General features: G+C 61.4%; 11 protein-coding genes. 3 read left to right on the top strand and 8 right to left on the bottom strand.

Features of this window, described 5'->3' with window-relative positions; genetic code table 11:
* Positions 1–52: 52 nt before the first annotated feature.
* The 3 genes from NG895_RS18170 to NG895_RS18160 form a co-directional block, all read right to left on the bottom strand.
* Positions 53–1,771: a caspase family protein gene (locus NG895_RS18170; protein WP_252853938.1), complete on the bottom strand. Its 1,719-nt coding sequence runs from the start codon at positions 1,769–1,771 to the stop codon at positions 53–55.
* 383 nt (positions 1,772–2,154) lie between these two features.
* On the bottom strand, positions 2,155–2,589 hold the full coding sequence (locus NG895_RS18165) for a hypothetical protein (RefSeq protein WP_252853937.1): 435 nt from the start codon (positions 2,587–2,589) through the stop codon (positions 2,155–2,157).
* A 778-nt stretch (positions 2,590–3,367) separates the two neighbouring features.
* Complete coding sequence (locus NG895_RS18160) at positions 3,368–6,412, bottom strand: YCF48-related protein (RefSeq protein ID WP_252853936.1); 3,045 nt, start codon at positions 6,410–6,412, stop codon at positions 3,368–3,370.
* Between the two features lie 264 nt (positions 6,413–6,676).
* Here NG895_RS18160 and NG895_RS18155 point away from each other — a divergent pair, with 264 nt between their 5' ends.
* Entirely contained in the window at positions 6,677–8,266 is a 1,590-nt protein-coding gene (locus tag NG895_RS18155; protein WP_252853935.1) for an HDOD domain-containing protein, read from the top strand.
* A 55-nt stretch (positions 8,267–8,321) separates the two neighbouring features.
* On the top strand, positions 8,322–9,407 hold the full coding sequence (locus NG895_RS18150; RefSeq protein ID WP_252853934.1) for a site-2 protease family protein: 1,086 nt from the start codon (positions 8,322–8,324) through the stop codon (positions 9,405–9,407).
* Positions 9,408–9,464: 57 nt separating this feature from the next.
* On the opposite strand, the gene NG895_RS18145 is transcribed toward NG895_RS18150, so the two are convergent.
* The 5 genes from NG895_RS18145 to lpdA all read right to left on the bottom strand — a co-directional run bounded on the left by NG895_RS18145 (position 9,465) and on the right by lpdA (position 16,313).
* Positions 9,465–10,133, bottom strand: coding sequence for a lipase family alpha/beta hydrolase (locus tag NG895_RS18145; protein ID WP_252853933.1), 669 nt, complete (start codon positions 10,131–10,133; stop codon positions 9,465–9,467).
* A gap of 77 nt (positions 10,134–10,210) precedes the next feature.
* On the bottom strand, positions 10,211–10,468 hold the full coding sequence (locus NG895_RS18140; RefSeq protein WP_252853932.1) for a GlsB/YeaQ/YmgE family stress response membrane protein: 258 nt from the start codon (positions 10,466–10,468) through the stop codon (positions 10,211–10,213).
* A 27-nt stretch (positions 10,469–10,495) separates the two neighbouring features.
* Positions 10,496–11,860 (bottom strand): 2-oxo acid dehydrogenase subunit E2, encoded by a 1,365-nt coding sequence (locus NG895_RS18135; RefSeq protein ID WP_341871468.1) that lies wholly within the window; start codon positions 11,858–11,860, stop codon positions 10,496–10,498.
* 101 nt (positions 11,861–11,961) lie between these two features.
* The gene (gene aceE / locus NG895_RS18130) at positions 11,962–14,697 is read right to left on the bottom strand and encodes a pyruvate dehydrogenase (acetyl-transferring), homodimeric type (protein WP_252853931.1); all 2,736 of its coding nucleotides are present in this window, start codon (positions 14,695–14,697) and stop codon (positions 11,962–11,964) included.
* 194 nt (positions 14,698–14,891) lie between these two features.
* A complete protein-coding gene (gene lpdA, locus NG895_RS18125; RefSeq protein ID WP_252853930.1) occupies positions 14,892–16,313 on the bottom strand; it encodes a dihydrolipoyl dehydrogenase in 1,422 nt (473 codons plus the stop codon).
* Between the two features lie 679 nt (positions 16,314–16,992).
* Here lpdA and NG895_RS18120 point away from each other — a divergent pair.
* Entirely contained in the window at positions 16,993–17,370 is a 378-nt protein-coding gene (locus NG895_RS18120; protein WP_252853929.1) for a hypothetical protein, read from the top strand.

Raw genomic sequence — 17,370 nt, 5'->3', positions numbered from 1 at the left:
CGAGTGGCGAGCCAACTCCGGTTCACCGTTTGGTTAGGCCGATGTTCGTGTATTAAAACCACCTGAGTTCTTCAATTGTCGGTCTGAATTGTTCAACACTTTTCTTGAGAGTGTCTATCGACCCATCAAACAAGCCACCTTGGATTGGTTCCCAATTGTTACCCGCCGCTTCTGCTTCGGCAATCAATGCTTCAAGTGGACTGGCCAGCCCACTACGATTTTTATGCTTCCATCCGAATCTTCCGATGGGTCCCCAACCCTCGGTAACCGTGACACTTTCAAGCGCAATTAGCAGTTCGAGACGGTCAAATTGAGTTTCGTAGTCCGCGCCGAGAAACAGCACATCATCCGCGACAGGCTGCAACTCTTTGAATAAGTATTCACTTACTGGCACGTAGTTCTGCTTGTGACCTGGAAGAGCCTTGAAAGCTTGACTGATTTCTGCAAAGTCTCCGAACATGGAGTCAACAAGTGAAACAGTTGCGCTGCGTTGCCGCTGATCAGGCAATTGGGCGCGCAGGACTGCGCGTAGATTTGAGTAACGTCGAGATGCGACGGCACCCAAGCCGCAACAATAAGTTAGAGCCACAACGGGGTACCAACGCAGTCCCAACCAAACATTCAATCCGGATGACAGGGTCACTTGCTCAGCGAGCCGCTTTACCGGAAGTGTTATCACATCGTGATGAGTATCAGTTCCCCAAAACCCAAGTAGCATTTCCACGGCTCGTAGGTCGGCGATAGCTTGGTTGTATTGACTAATACGCTCTGAGAACTCCTCTTCGGACCATGTCCCTTGAACTTTGAAGGTATTCGTTGTTACGGCCGCGAGAACGTCGCGTGTCTCTTTAACAACGAGTTCGTGCAGCTTGATTCGGTCTTCGGGATTGGCGACAAGCGATTTTGCTTTGTCAACTAAGGTTAGTTCCGATTGCTGTTCTTCCGCGCCGGCGGAGCCGGGGATGGCTACCAAGATGTCCTCATCTTTGGATTCGTCGGTGTCAATGTCGTCAATATTGGGCGGATTGAATATGAAGTCTCCGTCTCCATGGAGGTAGCCGTAATGCGGCGTCTGGTTCGATTCGTGATCAGCAGCAACCTGCTGGTAGACGTACGCCATAACTCCGTTTGCGGTCAGCACGCCTTCGGACGTTGCGGCACCGTCAAGTGCATCGAGAAAATGGCCCGTAAAGACTGAGTGATCAGGACGCGGCCCCCCAAGGTCTGCGACCAATTCGTCGGCTTTTCCCGCAGTTAATACTTGACGGGAAACACGTTGCAGCATGTCCTTTAGAAAACGAATTGAACCCGGTTTCAGGGCACGTGTGATGGCGAGTCCGCCATAGCACGCGTCCATTACAAACAGTATGTGCTTCGCCTCAATTAGGTCCGAATCGCGTGTGAGTGTGTCCCAGCGAATGAGTGTCGAGAGATCGTCTGGGTCGCCATCCGAAGGTACGAGGTATCCGACGTCACCCCGTTTAGAGCGTTCGGTATGTCCGTGACCAGCGAAGAACACGAACAATCGGTCATCGACATGTGTTGCTTCTCCCGAAAAGCGAAGGAACGATTTATGAATGGCGGATCTTGTTGCATCTTGATCAAGCAATACTTGTACGTCCTTCGACGCAAAAGAAAAATTTGTGCGCAGAAAGTCGGCCACGGAATTCGCATCATTGACAGCGTAGCCTAGAGGTGATGCGTGTTTGTAATCATTGATTCCAATTACAAGTGCATGACTACGCCGGTATTTGGGTGCGGTTGCAGGCATTTTTGGAATAGGAAAGTCGGTGTTGGTCGGTCGAACGGGTTGGCGGATGAGCTGCCAAGCATGGATGCTTGTCCTCGATCCACGCGGTGTGCTTGGTCAGTTCCATCCGCCTTGTTCGGCGCGCATCCATGCGGGCCAAATCCAGACGTTCTCCGCGCGGGAAAACGTCCGCCGAGGTAAGTGCGACTTGGGCCTCCAAGTCCCCAGGTCGTAGTTGCGCGGCGGTGCGCCGCACCAGCAAGGTCAGCGGCTCATCCGCCAACCCGTTCAACGAGCATGGATGCTCGCTGAACGACCCGCATCACGGGGCGGCGGGAGTTGACGTTGATTTCAAAATCCGCTGGCCACCGCCGCTCCCGTGCATGCGATGGTTCGCCGACATTCTACGGATCACGTTTATTGACCACGATATCAAATTCACGATAGTCGCGGGAGTCAGGCAACCAACGCCTGTCTGAATCTCGGACTGCATCAACAAAAAGCTGACCCGCGCCATATGCCTGCCAGATCCGCTGTGCTTGCCAAAACGAATGTTCGTGAATCCCAATCCGGCGTTCGAAGATTTCACGTGCCGTATCAAGAAAGACTCTTGCCCAGAATTTCTGTTCCTCGATGTCGGGGAAGTCGTCTTCGATCTGAATTCCTCGCCCCGGCCAAAATTCCGTTTCGTTTAGTTGGTTCATCCGGTCAACGTACCGCTCCTCGTCGGGTGTCCGTGCAGTCGTGCGTCCTACCTGAATTACAAAGTCGATCAACGACGAAAACTGCATGTTGTTCGTCGGGACTTCTTTGTCTTTGTATGCGATTTGAGAAGCCATTTGCTGTCGGCGAACTTGTTATTAGACACAAAAATGTAGATAAGTCCGGGCAGGACTGCTTATCCACAAAAAGTGTGAATAGGCCGTCCCTCGATTGTAGCAAAACCGCACGCCTTTTGTGCCCCCGAAACTCCCCGCGGGGGTCATCACGTACCGCAATCTAGTGGGCGTCTACGCCGCTGAGGATGTCACAACCTCTGTCGGAAACTCAACTTACGAATCCGCATCGGTGTAGCTCATTGCAGCTAGTTGGCAGTCGTCAGAAAACCAGTCCCAGTCGCATTGTCCCGTGTGGGTACGAATGGGGGCACCCGCGCAGCATTTGCAACGAAGGTGATTCTTGTGGGGGGGCGGTCGCCTGATGTGCTCTGGGGAATGGGTGGGGAAGCGTGGATGGTGGTGGCGCGGGCGGGCGCCAAATCTTGGCTGTCAAATAATCGCGGTAGAAATCGTGCGGGCGGTTGATCTAATGAAGGTGCCGCACGGGCTGGGTGCATAGGCCGAAGGTGCGCTCGCCACTTGAGTAGGTGAGTAGGTGAGTAGGTGTTTGCTGGGGGCTCGTGGAGTTATGGGCCAGCTCGGTGAGTTTTGGGCCAACCTGGGAGTATTGGGACAACTCGCTGTATAGGTGGGGACTACTCTCGGGGTTTTGTCGCACCCTGCGGATGGTTTGCACTGCAAAACAAGGGGTTTCACCACCTGGGGGGTGACCAAAACCCGTTGAGTTTTGGGCCCACGGATGTAAATCCCCAAGAGTTGTACCACTACTCGCGCGGCTCTAGCGGAACAGCAGCAGGCCGAAGCTCTCCGGCGAGTCGCCGGCGGTGCCGGTCCAGCTGGTGGTGTGCCCGTGGGAGGTTTTTCGGGTGATGCCCAGGCACCAGGTGTCGAGCAGCGCGGGGGCGGGCTCGGTGAGGTCGCTCCAGGCGATGGCCACTTCGGCGGTCCAAGCGGTGTCGGCGAGGTGATGAGCGACGAACCAGCGGGGGTTCCAACTCGCATCGCCCCAGCAGGCGTCGTTGGTCCAGCCGCGGCAGTCGACCGTGAGCTCGTACGCCGTGGCGTAGTCGCGGTCCATGTCGATGCGGAGCTTCACGCGATCGAACTGGCTGAGGTCGGCATCGCGGGTGCGGCGACTGTCGTTCGGCTCGTACTTTTCATCACGCAGGCGAGGGGCGCTGATAGCGAGGTACAGGAACTTCTCGTCGCGGGCGAGTTTGACTTCCACCGCGGTGGGATCGTTGCGCTGGTTGGGATGAGCGACGCGGGCCACCTCGGCCGATTGCCAGAACGGTTCGTCCAGCAGGCCGTCGAGGTGGGGAACGTCCTTGGTTGCCTTGCAGGTGACCAGCGGTTTCTGGGGAGGCAGCTCGTCCGGCTTGGCGAGCCAGTTTTCCACGTGGCCGGCCGAGACCCAACCTTGCTCGACGCCCGACTTGCTGAGGACGGCGAAGTAGCGTTCGGCCGTGTTGTTGAAGCCGAGTTTTCGGGACGCGGTAGCGAGTGGGAAACGCAGCTCGGGTTCGGCATAGAGCGCGGGGCGTGCTTTTTCCATGTACCCGCCCAGCAGCGTGGCCCGCTCCAGCCGTTGGTCGACGGTAAGCGTGGCGGTCGTGCCGTCGGAGTGCTGTGGCAGTTCGGCTTGCGGTTGCTCGGCAGCGGGCGCTTCGTCCTGATACTGTACGTTGGCCAGGGGCCGGGTCCGCGAGGCATGGGCCTGTTGCCGACCAGCGACATGGGCCACCTCGCCACTGGCGTAGTAACGCACGAGCCAAACCAGGGCTTGTTCGGTAAGGGGGTGATCAGGATAGCGACGGGCGAGCAAGTACAGCGTATCGGCAGCCATGGCATGCCTGGCGGTTGCACGGTAACCCTCGGCGAGCTGGAACAACAGCTCACCGCCGGTCTGGGCATCGAGTCCGCCAGTCAGGTTCACCACCTGGGCGCTCCACATGGGGCTGCCTTCGGCGTAGTCGAGCAAACGCACCAGCTGGCCGCGCTTTTGAGTGAGCTTGCGCAGCCGGTCGAGGTCGCTGGGATTGCTGGCCACCAGCGGGCGGCGGGCTTCGCTGCCCGAGGCGAGCTGCAAACCGGCGAACAGGTCACGCGTATTAGTAGGAAGGCCAGTTAATTGCGAAATCAACTCCAACTCGTCCAGCGGCGGCGGCACCGTGTGCTCGGAGAACAGCAGTCCCCGGGCGGGCGAACTCCACGCGGCGGGCGAGCCGCCGAGCGACGCGACGAAGTCGTCCGTCGACAGCCGGATCGAGCCGCGCTCGCCGGCCGGCAGCAATCCCACCGTGCGTTTCACCTGCCAGGCAGGCAGACCCACGGTGGCCAGTTGCACGCCGTAGGTCGGATCGGCTGCAAGCTGCTGGGCTTCGATGGCCAGTTGTTCGATCACGGCACTGGCCGCGTTCTGGTTGGGCTGGCGCTCGTGCGGTACCAGCAGCAATTCGGGTTGCCAGGTGCGGATGGCCAGCACCAGGGCCGCCAGCAGTTGCTCGCGCGCCATGCCGTCCGTCTGACGATTGAGTTCGGCCATGAGCTGCTCGGGCGAATCGTGAAAGCCAATGGGTGGCGTGTGGTCCGACCACAGCGACCCGGTGTAGTTGGTGCCGCAGTGCGCCAGGGCCTGGGCGGTGCGATGCTGGTCGAGCGAGTCGACCGCGGCGGGCAGTGTCGCGAACAGCGGCAGCACGGCCGTGCGGTAGCCTTCGCCCGCCGCGTAGCGTGTAGCGATTTCCAGCGGAAGTTGTTCGGGGGTCGCGGCCAGGGCAAGCATCGCTGCGCGGCCGCCACCACGCTGCCGCTGCCAGGTCCGCCCACCGTCGTCGGTAACCAGAATGGTACCGAGTTCGCCCACCGCCCAACCACGCTGGGCGTCGGCAAACACGAGTCGATGCAGGGGAGTCCGCGTGCCGGTGGGCGTGAGAGTCCAGGTGGTTCCGCCATCGGTCGAGTGAGCCACCACGCTGCCCGGCCCGCCGGCGATCCAGACATGTTGCCCCGTGGCGGCCACGGAGTTCCAGTGCCAGGCGCGACTGGTGTGTTGGTCGAGCGGCAGTGGCTGACCGGTCGGCGGCTGCCAGGTGGCGCCCGAGTCGGTGGTCTTGAGCAACAGTCCATCGTCGCCGACCATCCAGCCCTCGCTGGTGGAGGTCATGGCAATGTCGCGCGGCGTGCGGTTGTCGATGGCCGCCGCGGGGCTGGTGCGGAGTTCGCGATCGATCAACACGGCGCGTGTGCCATGCGGTCCGGCGAGCAGTCCCGCGCCGGGGCCGAGGAAGTCGCACGCCAGCCACGTGGAAGGTTGCCCGGGGGCGAGCGGCTGCCAGCTCTTGCCGCCATCGGTGGAAGCGAACAGTCCCGAAGGATAGAAGCTGCTGCCGTAGCCGGCGGCCACCCCGCGGGCAGCGTCGAAGAACTTGACGTACGTGAGGCGTGGCTGCGTGGGCGCGATTACACGTTGCCACGAGGTGCCACCATCGATGGTCCGCAGCATGACGCCTTCGGTGCGATGGTTGATGGGAGTGGAGCGGCCGCCAACAATCCAACCGCGCTGCTGGTCGACAAAGCTGACCGACAGCAGCGGACACTCGACACCCGAACGCTGCGGGTACCAATGCGTGCCGCCATCGTCGGTGACCAGCACCACGCCACGATCGCCCACAGCCCAGCCGTGCTGCGCATCGACGAACGTCGCATCATGCAGCGTGGCGTCGTCCGCCAGCACTTCCGCCAGGGTGGCGGTACGAGCCAGAATGGTCGAGGGGATTGCCAGGGCGACGAGGCAACAAACAACTAGCGGGGAGCATCTCATCGAACGAGCATCCTTGCTGTCGACGGAAAGTACGGGTGAGACAAGCCGAGATTGTAAACCATGCAGGGAAAAGGGGGAATGCGAATGGCGGCTCCGACTCACGCGGCGCACGTCGGTTGGATGGAGCGTCGAGACCAGGTCGCCGGGCGCGTTATAGCGATTGTGCTAGCAGTGCGGGCATCTGGCATCGGCGCACCGCGCCGACGTAAGCTAGATTTCGGTGCCGACTTGCGCGCTCCTTTGGCCACCCCAGTTCCTGTCCCCATGCCCAGTTCTCGCTCGCCCCTTGAATCGATGGTCGCCAAGGCCGAGTCGTTGTACTCATTGCCGGCTGTGGCCATGGAAGTTGTGCGGCTAACCGACAGTCAGCGGGTCGATACGCGGGCCTTGAAGGAATGCATCGAAAACGACCCCGCCTTGGTCGCCAAGCTGCTGAAAGTGGTCAACAGTTCGCTGTTTGGTCTGTCGGGCAAGGTGGAGAACCTGACGCAGGCGCTGGCGCTATTGGGCATCAAGCCGCTGAAGCTGCTGGTGCTGGGGTTCAGCTTGCCCGAGAAACTGTTTGGCGGCCTGGATGCCGAGCAACTGCGCGGCTACTGGCGGGCAGCGCTCACCCGAGCCGTGGCGGCTCGGCAGCTAGTGGAAACGCGCTGGAACGGTCCCGGCGACGACGCCTTTCTGGTGGCGCTGCTGCTCGACATCGGCAAACTGGTGCTGCTGCAGCAACTGGGTGAGCCCTACGCACGGTTCCTCGAACAAGTGCACAGCGAAGAGCGTCGGCTGGCCGAGCTGGAGCGACGGTCGCTGGGCTTCGATCATGCGCAGCTTACGGTCGAACTATTGCGTAAGTGGCACCTGCCCGAGATGTACACCGCAGCGGTTCGCGATCGACCAACCAACGAGAACACGGCGGATGCCTACGATCCGGAGGTCGTCTTGCCGCAAGTCATGGTGCTATCGAACTTACTGGTCCGATTGGTGGGGGATCATCAATTGCAGGTGCTTCCCGAACTGTTGGAGCGGGGCGAGACCTACTGTGGTTTGAGCAGCGAAGACTTGAGCCGACTAGTAGCGGAGATCGATCCGCAAGTGGCGCAACTGGCCGACGTGCTGGATGTCGATTTGACCGACACCGAGGCGTACACCAAGGTGCTCGCCCAAGCCCAGCGGCAGATGGCCAGTGTGAGTGAGGAAGCAGCTGGCCTGCTGGTAGAAAGAGAAGATCGGCTGTGCGACGAGTTGCTGACCGAGTCGCGGGAACTGCAGCAGGCGATGAGCGACTTTACAAACAAGACCGTCGAGCCACCCAGCACCGCAGAACTCGGTGGCCGTGCGGACGCCGCGGAAACGACCACACGAGCTCCCCGCGGCCGCACCACGACCGATACCGCCGGAGTCGACCAGCGTCAGCGGCTCGCGGCGGCCGTCACCCAAACCGCCTTGGAGTGTCGCAACGGTCGCCTGGCCCTGTCGCTCGTGTGCATGGAGGTCACTGGCGATACCGAAGAGCAGCTGTCGACCGATGCGGCCGAGTCGCTGCGGCGAGCGCTGCAGGTGCTGGTGACCGAGTACGACGTGACAACGTCGCAGTTGTATCGTCTGGCGCCGGCGAGTGTGGCCCTGGTGTTGGCGGGAACCGAGCGCCGCGAAGCGGTGGGGCTCGCCCAGTGGCTGGGCAACCTGATCGAGCGAGATTCGGGGCCGCTGCCGCTGGCATTGAAGGCGGGCGTGGCCTCGATTTCCGCGATTCCCAAATCCTACGACGCGGGCGGCCTGCTGGCTGCGGCCGAGCGCTGCCTGTCGGCGGCCTTGTCGTCCGGTGGCGGGGCTATCAAAAGCATCGAAGTGTACTGAACCTGTGCTTGTCCGCCGCTCGCGGCCACGCGGGCAGTTTGATAAGATCGGCACCATGAGCGACCAAACTACGCCTGGAGAATCCGCCCCACAACAGCCGCCGGAAAAGGTGCTGGCGGATGCGCCCGCGGAGAAGCCAACCGAGCAGTCCACAGCAGCGACCGGCACCGAGAAACAACCCGCTGGTGCAACTTCCGAGCAGCCGTATCCCGAGTTGAAGCGGTCGGACCTCGAAACCGCTCCGCCTGCTGCCCCCGAGAAGGCTACCCGCAATCGCATGCTTCCGATCCTGCTGTTCGTGGCGACGTGCCTCAGCACGTTTTGGGTGGGCGCGGCGAAGTACGAGCCCGTGGCCGCCCTGGCCAGCACGCAAACCATCTGGAACACCATCCAGAGCAACTGGCTCGAGGGGCTAACCTATATGGGCGCCGTACTGGCGATTCTGCTCACGCACGAGATGGGACACTTCCTGCAGACGGTCCGCTACCACATCCCCGCCAGCTATCCGCTTTGCATCCCGGTGCCGTTTAACCCCATCGGCACCATGGGCGCAGTGATTAGCATGGACGGTATGCGGGCTGACCGCAAACAGATCTTCGACATCGGCATTGCCGGCCCGCTGGCCGGTCTGGCCGTGGCGATTCCTATCTTGTGGATTGGCGTCGACAAGCTCGACCTCACCACCGAAGTCGGCGTCCGCGAAATCCAACTCAACAGCCCGCTAATCGTCAACTGGATGATCGACCACCTGCACCCCGAGTGGTCGGGCAAGGCCGATTGGATTGGCATCTCGCAAGTGAATCCCTGGTTCATGGCCGGTTGGGTCGGCATGCTGATCACCGGGCTCAACATGATGCCCATCAGCCAACTCGATGGCGGACACACGCTGTATGGCTTGTTCGGCCCACGGGCGCACACCTACGCGCGGGGGTTTGTGGTTGTGGCGATTGGCTACGTGGTGGTCAACATCGATCAGGCCGCCATCTGGACGCCCATGCTGATCCTGGTGATCTTGATGGGCATCCACCATCCCAAGACCGCCAACGACAAGGTAGAACTCGACGATTTCCGCTGGATCCTCGGCATCGCTTCGCTATCGATCCCGATCCTGTGCTTCCCGTTGTTGGGATTGCGGCAGTAGGCCAGCCCCGAGCGACGGCAGGCACTCCTGTGTGAAACAGTACAGCTGCGCGACGCTCTATTGCTTGGTGAATCGACCCGTGCGCAAGAACCGCGCTACGTACTCCGCCGTCCGGGTGCGCCAAAGAATGCTGGTGTGCAGGCTGGGCAGCGTAATCTCGTCGGTGTGGTCGTCCAGCAGCGTGGAGCCGGCTGGCACCATGTAGTCGTGCTCGGCGGTGACGATGCCCACCTCGTTTTTGCCGACGGAGCGGGGCAGGGCGTTCACGAAGCTGTCGGGCGTGTCTTGCAATTCGGTGAGCGTGGGCGAAATCCATCCCAAGGGTGGCGTGAGTTTGCGGGCAACGTCCGAACCACGGTTCGGCGGGCCGACCATCACGATCCGCCCCAGATTGTCCGGCATACCATCGAGCAGCGCACAACGGGTGACGATGCTGCCCATGCTGTGGGCCACGACATGAATCGTTTGATCAGGATTTTGTGCGGCCAGTCCGTGCAGCTTCGCGGCGAACTGGTCACCCAGATCGCGAATCGATCCCCGCAGACTGAAGTATCCGTACAGCTGTGGTTCGAAGCCATCGCGCCGCAGTCGTCGCGCCAGGGGAAGCAGCAAGTACTTCGTCGAGGCGATGCCGTGAATCAGCACCACCCGGTCGCGGGGGAATGCACTGGTCGACGGTTCCGGCTTAGCGGCCGAGATGGGTTTTTCGAGCGTTTGGGAACTCATTGCTACCTCGCGTGAGTGACCCTTAACTCTACGCATCGGCCGCCCAGACGGCGAGGGCAATTCTTCCGCCGCCCGGTTTACTGGCGCTTCTTGCGATACCAACCCAGCAGGTAAAGAAACAGCACTGCCCCGCCAGTGGCCGTGATCAGCTCGGCAATCGTGCCGTTGGCCGAGAAACCGATCAGCCGGATCACCAGGCCCCCCAACACGGCTCCAATCACGCCCACCACCAGGTTGCCAACCAGCCCGAAGCCACCGCCGCGGGTAAACTTACCCGCCAGCCACCCGGCCGCCAAGCCGATCAGCAGAAACCAAAGAATGTGGAAGAGGAACATCGTTCACTGCTCCGTCGGGAGTCGCGACTACGGTGCCAGCAGCAAACGTCCTGGGGCCGACAGGAAGCCCTTGATGTCGTTCACGAACCGCGCGGCGTCAGCTCCGTCGACCACCCGGTGGTCGTAGGTCAAGGAGAGCGGCATGATCAACCGCGCCTCGATGGCGTCGTCGATGATGGTCGGCAGCATGCGGCTGCGGCCCACCAGCAGAATGGCCACTTCGGGCGAGTTGATCAGCGGGGTCGAGTAAGTGCCCCCCACGGCGCCCATGTTGCTGATGGTGAAGGTGCCGCCGCGCATCTCTTCGATCGACAGCGTCCCCTCGCGTGCGGCGAGGATCAAGCGATCGAGCTCGCGGGCGATCTGCGATATCGACAGGCGATCGGCGTCACGCAGCACCGGAACCATCAAGCCCCGCTCGGTATCGACGGCGATACCGATGTTGACGTACTCCTTGTAGATAACGTTGCCGGCTTCCATGTCGACCGAAGCGTTCACCACTGGGTGCAGCTTCAGGCTCGAGGCGATCGCCTTTACGAGGAACGGCATGTGCGACAGCTTGAGGCCCCGCTTCTGGTAATCGTCCTTCGACTGCTGCCGCATCTCTTCGAGCTCGGTCACGTCGACATCGTCGAAGTTGGTGAGCTGCGGAATGGTGGTGTAGCTGGCCACCATGTTGGCCGCGATGGTCTTCCGCATGCGGCTCATCTTCTCGATCCGCACGGCGCCCTGGCCGTCGGAGTTCGGCGCACCAGGCGGGGTGACCGATGGCGATGCGGCCGCCTTGGCCTTCTCTTGTTCGTGACGGATGTGATTCCGCACGTCGTCTTCGGTGATGCGACCACCCGCGCCGCTGGGACGCACCCGACGCAAGTCGACACCAAGCTCGCGAGCCAGTCGACGCACACTGGGGCCGGCGGCCGAGGAGGCCACGCCATCGCCCGGGATATCGGCCTGCGGTGTGGGGGCTTCAGGTCGGGGAGCGGCTGCCGAAGTTGCTGGGGCCGTTGCCACCGCTTGAGCAGCAGGTTCCGGTTCCGCTGGCGGGGCTTCCGCCTTGGGGGCCTCCTCCTCTTTCGCGGGTTCTGGCTCTGGTTCTGGCTTCTTTTCCTCCGCCTTCGGTTCTTCCTTGGGTGGCGCGGCAGCGGCGCCCGCTTCGATCTGGAAGATCGGCGAGCCGACGTTCACCGTGTCGCCTTCGGAGACCAGGATCTTGACGATCGTACCCGACTCAGGACTCGGCACCGCGGCTGTCGCCTTGTCGGTTTCGATCTCCAGCAGGTCCTGGTCCTTCTCGACCGAGTCGCCTTCGGAGACCAGGATCGAGAGCACGTCGCCCGCGTCGATGTTTTCGCCAAGATTCGGAAGGGTGATTTCAGTTGCCATATTCATGTGCCCGCTAAATATTTACTTGCCCGCGCCGATGTTCTACTCGTGAACGGCGCGGATCGTCGCGAATTGAATTATAGGTTGTAGGCGGTGTCGTCGTGGTCCTAAGCGTACAAAGCCGACTCTTTGTCCGGGTTGATGCCCAAGTCGGCGATCACCTGCTTCAGGCACGGCAGATCTTCTTTGCCGGCCTTCTTCAGCTCGTTGAGCGTTGCCAGGGTGACGAACTCGGCGTCCACTTCGAAGTGGCGTCGCAGGGCTTCGCGGCTTTCGCTGCGGCCCATGCCGTCGGTGCCCAGGGCGAAAATGCCACCGGGGACCCACGGGTCGATCTGCTCTGCCAGCGCCCTGATGTAGTCGCTGGCGGCGATAAACGGACCTTCGAGTCCTTCGAGTTGACGCTCCAGGTAGCTGACGCGGGGCTCTTCGCCGGGGTGCAGCATGTTCCAGCGGCGGCACTCCTGCGCTTCGCGGCGGAGTTCCGTGTAGCTGGTCACGCTCCACACATCGGCCGAGGTGTCGTACTTCTCGGCCAGCAGCTTTTGCGCGTCGAGCACGCCGCGGAGGATGGCACCGCTGCCGAACAGCTGCACATGGTGCTTCTTGCGTTCGGGCGCGGGGCTGACCTTGTACATGCCCTTGATGATGCCTTCTTGCACCTCCTTGTTGGGACCACCGTCTGGTCCCTCAGGCATGGGCGGCATCATGTAGTTCTCGTTCTCCAGCATGATGTAGTAGATGCACGTTTCGTTGTCGACGTACATCCGCTTCATGCCTTCGAACATGATGACGGCCGTCTCGTAGTTGTAAGCCGGGTCGTAAGCCTTCACGGTGGGAAATGCGATGGCGTTTACCAGACTGTGGCCGTCCTGGTGCTGCAGGCCTTCGCCGTTGAGCGTGGTGCGACCGGCAGTACCGCCCAGCATGAATCCCTTGGCACGCATGTCGGCCGCGGCCCAGACCAAATCGCCGATTCGCTGGAAGCCAAACATCGAGTAGTAGATGAACATCGGGATCATCGGCACGCCGTGGGCGCTGTAGCTGGTGCCCGCGGCGTTGAAGCTGCTCATGCTGCCCGCTTCGGTGATGCCCTCTTCCAGCAGTTGGCCGTTCTGAGCTTCCTTGTAGAAGGCCATCTGGTCGGCGTCCACCGGTTCGTATAGCTGACCCGCATGGGCATAAATGCCGATCTGGCGGAACAAGCCTTCCATACCAAAGGTGCGCGACTCGTCCGGCACAATGGGCACGATGAATTTGCCCATCTGCTTGTCGCGCAACAGGTCGGTCAGCAGGCGGACGAAGCCCATGGTGGTGGACATCTCCTTGCCCTCGCCTTGCGACACCATTTTGGTGTTGAGCGTCTTCTCGTAGGCGGGCAGTTCCGGCACGCTAATCGTGCTCCGCGAAGCGTTGCGCGACGGGACGAATCCGCCGAGCTCTTGACGGCGGGCCCGCATGTATTTCATTTCGGGGCTGTCTTCCGGCGGACGGTAGAACGGCGCCTCGGCCACTCGTTCGTCGGAAATCGGAATGCCAAACCGGGTGCGGAACTCACGAAGCTCTTGCTCGTTGAGCTTCTTCTGATTGTGGGTGATGTTGCGGCCTTCGCCACCTTCGCCCACGCCGTAGCCCTTGACCGTCTTGGCGATCACCACGGTTGGCTTGCCGTTCTTCTGGGTCACGGCGCGATGGTACGCGGCATAGACCTTCTCGGGGTCGTGGCCACCACGGCGCATCTTGGTGAGCTTCTCGTCGGAGAAGTTCTTTACCATTTCCCACAGCCGTGGGTCGGCGCCGAAGAAGTGGTTGCGAATGTAGCTGCCAGGGGCGACGGAGTACTTCTGGTACTCGCCGTCGACGATCTCCATAAAGCGAGATGCCAGGATGCCGTCGTCGTCGTGCTCGATCAGCGGATCCCAGTCGCTACCCCAGATCACCTTGATCACGTTCCAGCCGGCGCCACGGAAGGTGCCTTCCAGTTCCTGGATGATTTTGCCGTTGCCACGCACGGGGCCGTCGAGTCGCTGCAGGTTGCAGTTGATCACGAAGATCAGGTTCTGCAGTTGCTCGCGGGCGGCCAGCGAGATGGCGCCCAGGGTCTCGGGCTCGTCGCATTCGCCGTCGCCCAGGAACGCCCAGACGTGCTTGTTCGACAGGTCGGCCAGGCCGCGGTCGGTCAGGTATTCGTTGAACCGCGCCTGATAAATGGCCATGATCGGTGCCAGGCCCATCGACACGGTGGGGTATTCCCAGAAGTCGGGCATCAGCCACGGGTGCGGATAGCTGCTCAGGCCACCCCCTTCGGACAGTTCGCGGCGGAAATTCACCAGGTTCTGCTCGGTCAGCCGACCTTCGAGGAACGCCCGGGAGTACATGCCGGGGGCGGCGTGGCCCTGGAAGTAAATCTGGTCGCCGCTGAAGCCGTCTTCGCCACGGCCTTTGAAGAAATGGTTCTGCGCCACTTCGTACAGCGTGGCACTCGAAGCGAACGTCGAGATATGACCGCCCGGCGCCGCAGGATGGCGGTTGGCGCGGGTGACCATGGCCATCGCGTTCCAGCGGACGTAGCTCTTGATGCGGCGCTCGAGTTCGCGATCGCCCGGGTAGGCGGGCTGCTCGCTGCGGCCGATGGTGTTGATGTAAGGAGTCGTGGCGGTGAATGGCAACTCGACGTCGTTGCGGACCGCGGCTTCCTCCAGCGCACCGAGCAGTTGCTTCACCCGATCGGGACCTTTGTGCTCGAGCACGTAGTCGAGCGATTCGAGCCATTCGGCGGTTTCCGTAGGATCGCTGTCTTCGGGAATGGGCGAGTGGTTTACTTTCGCGTCGACGCTTGCCATGGCTACAGCTCTCTAAAAACGACTTGGTTGAACCACGGAGGCACGGAGGTCGCAGAGAATCGGCCGCCGCCAGGCAGGGCCGCTCTCAGCGTCCTCGGTGTCTCCGCGGTGAACATCCTAATATTCTGAGGGGGGACCGATTTCGTCCGCCCCGACATCTCAATCCTAACGCTTTCCCGCGGCCGCCCTAAAATTTATTTCTTCCGTTTTGGCCGATACACTTCGGTGGCTGTTCCCAGGTGCACTTCGCCAGCAAAGGCGATCGTCTCGCTCATCGTCGGGTGCGGGTGGACACTGTCGGCGATGTCGCGGATGTGGCAGCCCATCTCAATGGCCAGCACCGCTTCGCCAATCAACTCGCCAGCACCATAGCCCACGACGCCGCAGCCCAGCACGCGTTCGGTTTCGGGATCGATGATCCATTTGGTCAAACCATCGGTGCGTCCGTTGGCCATCGCACGACCACTGGCCTGCCACGGGTACTGGGCCACTTTGATCTTCCGTCCCTGGGCCTTCGCCTCTTCGGCGGTGAGGCCCGCCCAGGCGATTTCCGGGTCGGTAAACACCACCGCGGGGATAGCCACCACGTCGAACGCGGCCGGCTCGCCCGCTAGCACCTCGGCCGCCACTTTCCCTTCGACAGCCGCCTTATGCGCTAGCATAGGATCGCCCGCCACATCGCCAATCGCAAGGATGGACGGGTCGCTGGTCTTTTGCTGCTTGTCGACCTCCACAAAGCCCCGCTCGTTGATGGTGACCTTGGTGTTCTCTAGGCCAAAACCCGAGGAGACCGGGCGGCGGCCAATCGAGATCAGCACGCGATCGAACTTCTTGGTGGTGGTGCCTTCGGGGCCTTCCAGCTCGACGTCGACCCCATCGCCCACGTCTTTCAGGCTGACGACCTTGGTGTTGGTTTGCACGCTGGCAAACCGCTCGTGCACGCGATTGATCAGCGGCTTTACCAGGTCGCGATCAGCGCCTGGCAGCAGGCCGTCGGCCAGTTCGACTACCGATACGTCGGTGCCGAGTTCCGAGTAGACGGTGCCCATTTCCAGGCCGATGTAGCCGCCGCCCACCACCAGCAGCGAGCCGGGGAGTTCTTCGAGCTCGAGCGCACCAGTGGAGTCCATCACCCGCGGCGAGCCGATGTTGAACGCCTTGGGCATGGCTGGTACCGAACCGGTGGCCAAGATGCAGTGATCAAACGTGAGCCGCTTGCTCTCGTAGGTGTCGGGGTTGCCGCCTTCGAGCTCCAGCGTGTTAGAGTCGACGAACACGCCGCGGGCATGAATCTTCTTGACCTTTCGCCGCTCGGCGAGTTGCCCCAGGCCGCTGGTCAGGGCGTCGACGATCTTGTCCTTGCGCGCGCGAACCTTGTCGATGTTGACTTGTGGTTTGCTGAACTCGACGCCCCAGTCGGCCATTTCCTCGGCTTCGGAAATCACCTTGGCGACGTGCAGCAGGGCTTTCGAGGGGATGCAACCTCGTAGCAGGCAGGTGCCACCAAGGCGAGGATCGGCCTCGACGATGGCTACTTCCAGACCGAGATCGGCGGCGAGAAAGGCGGCCGCGTATCCACCGGGACCACCACCTAAAACAACAACTTGCGAGTGCATAGACGAACGATTTTTCTACAACGGATGGGGGGGGCCAATTTTCGGGATGCTTCGCCCAATCCGAAAGAGTGAGACAAAGCAATAGTGTCGGCATTCCAGGCTGCCGATCACGCATTAAACTGTGAAGCGAAGACGGTTAAATACGTAGAAGTCCTCTAGTTTACCCCTCCCTCATCAACTGACAAAGGTGCGGACCGCCCCGCCATCATGACTAGTATTTGGTGGGAGATCTAAAGTGCTGTCGCGTAAGGGGTTAGGGCTGATTGAGGCGGTCTGCTCAACCCCAGGCGAGCCGGAAGCGTCAGCGACCGGAGCACAGAATGGCGGCGGTACTTTACTTTGGGCGCTGACGCTTCCGGCTCGCTGGATACATGATGAGCAACTCCAAGCACAACAACCAACCACCCGTCGGGCCGCGATTTCGGTTCTCGCTCCGCCGGCTCCTGGTGTCGATGCTGCTGGTAATTTTCAGCGTCCAGTGTTGGCTGGGCTTGGTGTGGTGCATCAACAACGACAGGTCGCTTTTGGTGCTGTTCTGCTGGATCGGTGGTTCCGCGCGCGGGGACGGCTGTAGGTGTGCTGTTCCGAAGTACGGTCGCCGGAATGCAAGCAGGGCTGCTCCTGGGAATCGTGCTGCCTCTTGTAGCCCCATGGTTCAGCTGATTGAGAAGTGAAAAGCATGCCCCTACGACTACTCATCGCTGGATACTTCTCCGTGCAGGCCACGGCCGGCGCATTGTGGTGGGGCATGATGTGGCTGTGGCCTGCGAGTCGAAGCTGGTTTTGGCCAACCGACACGAGCAACTCCGTGCTACTCGCGTTTGCCACGGCGGACCTGGTTTGCTTTGTGGGTGGATCTGCCCTGGCGGCGTTCATGGTCGCCAGGCACCATGCATGGGCGCGAGCGGTGCTGTGGTTGGTAACCGGTATGGTTAGTTACGCGGCGCTCTTCGTATTGGCATCGCTAATTGCAACTGGCGAAGCCCCTCTAGCCGCGGCGCTGATGGTCGCCGCGGCCGCAGGTACCTGGCTGGCCACGACCTGCTATCGAGTTTGA

The sequence above is a fragment of the Aeoliella straminimaris genome, from assembly GCF_024054565.1.
Lineage (GTDB): Bacteria > Planctomycetota > Planctomycetia > Pirellulales > Lacipirellulaceae > Aeoliella > Aeoliella straminimaris.
This window is presented reverse-complemented; position numbering and strand designations above follow the sequence as displayed.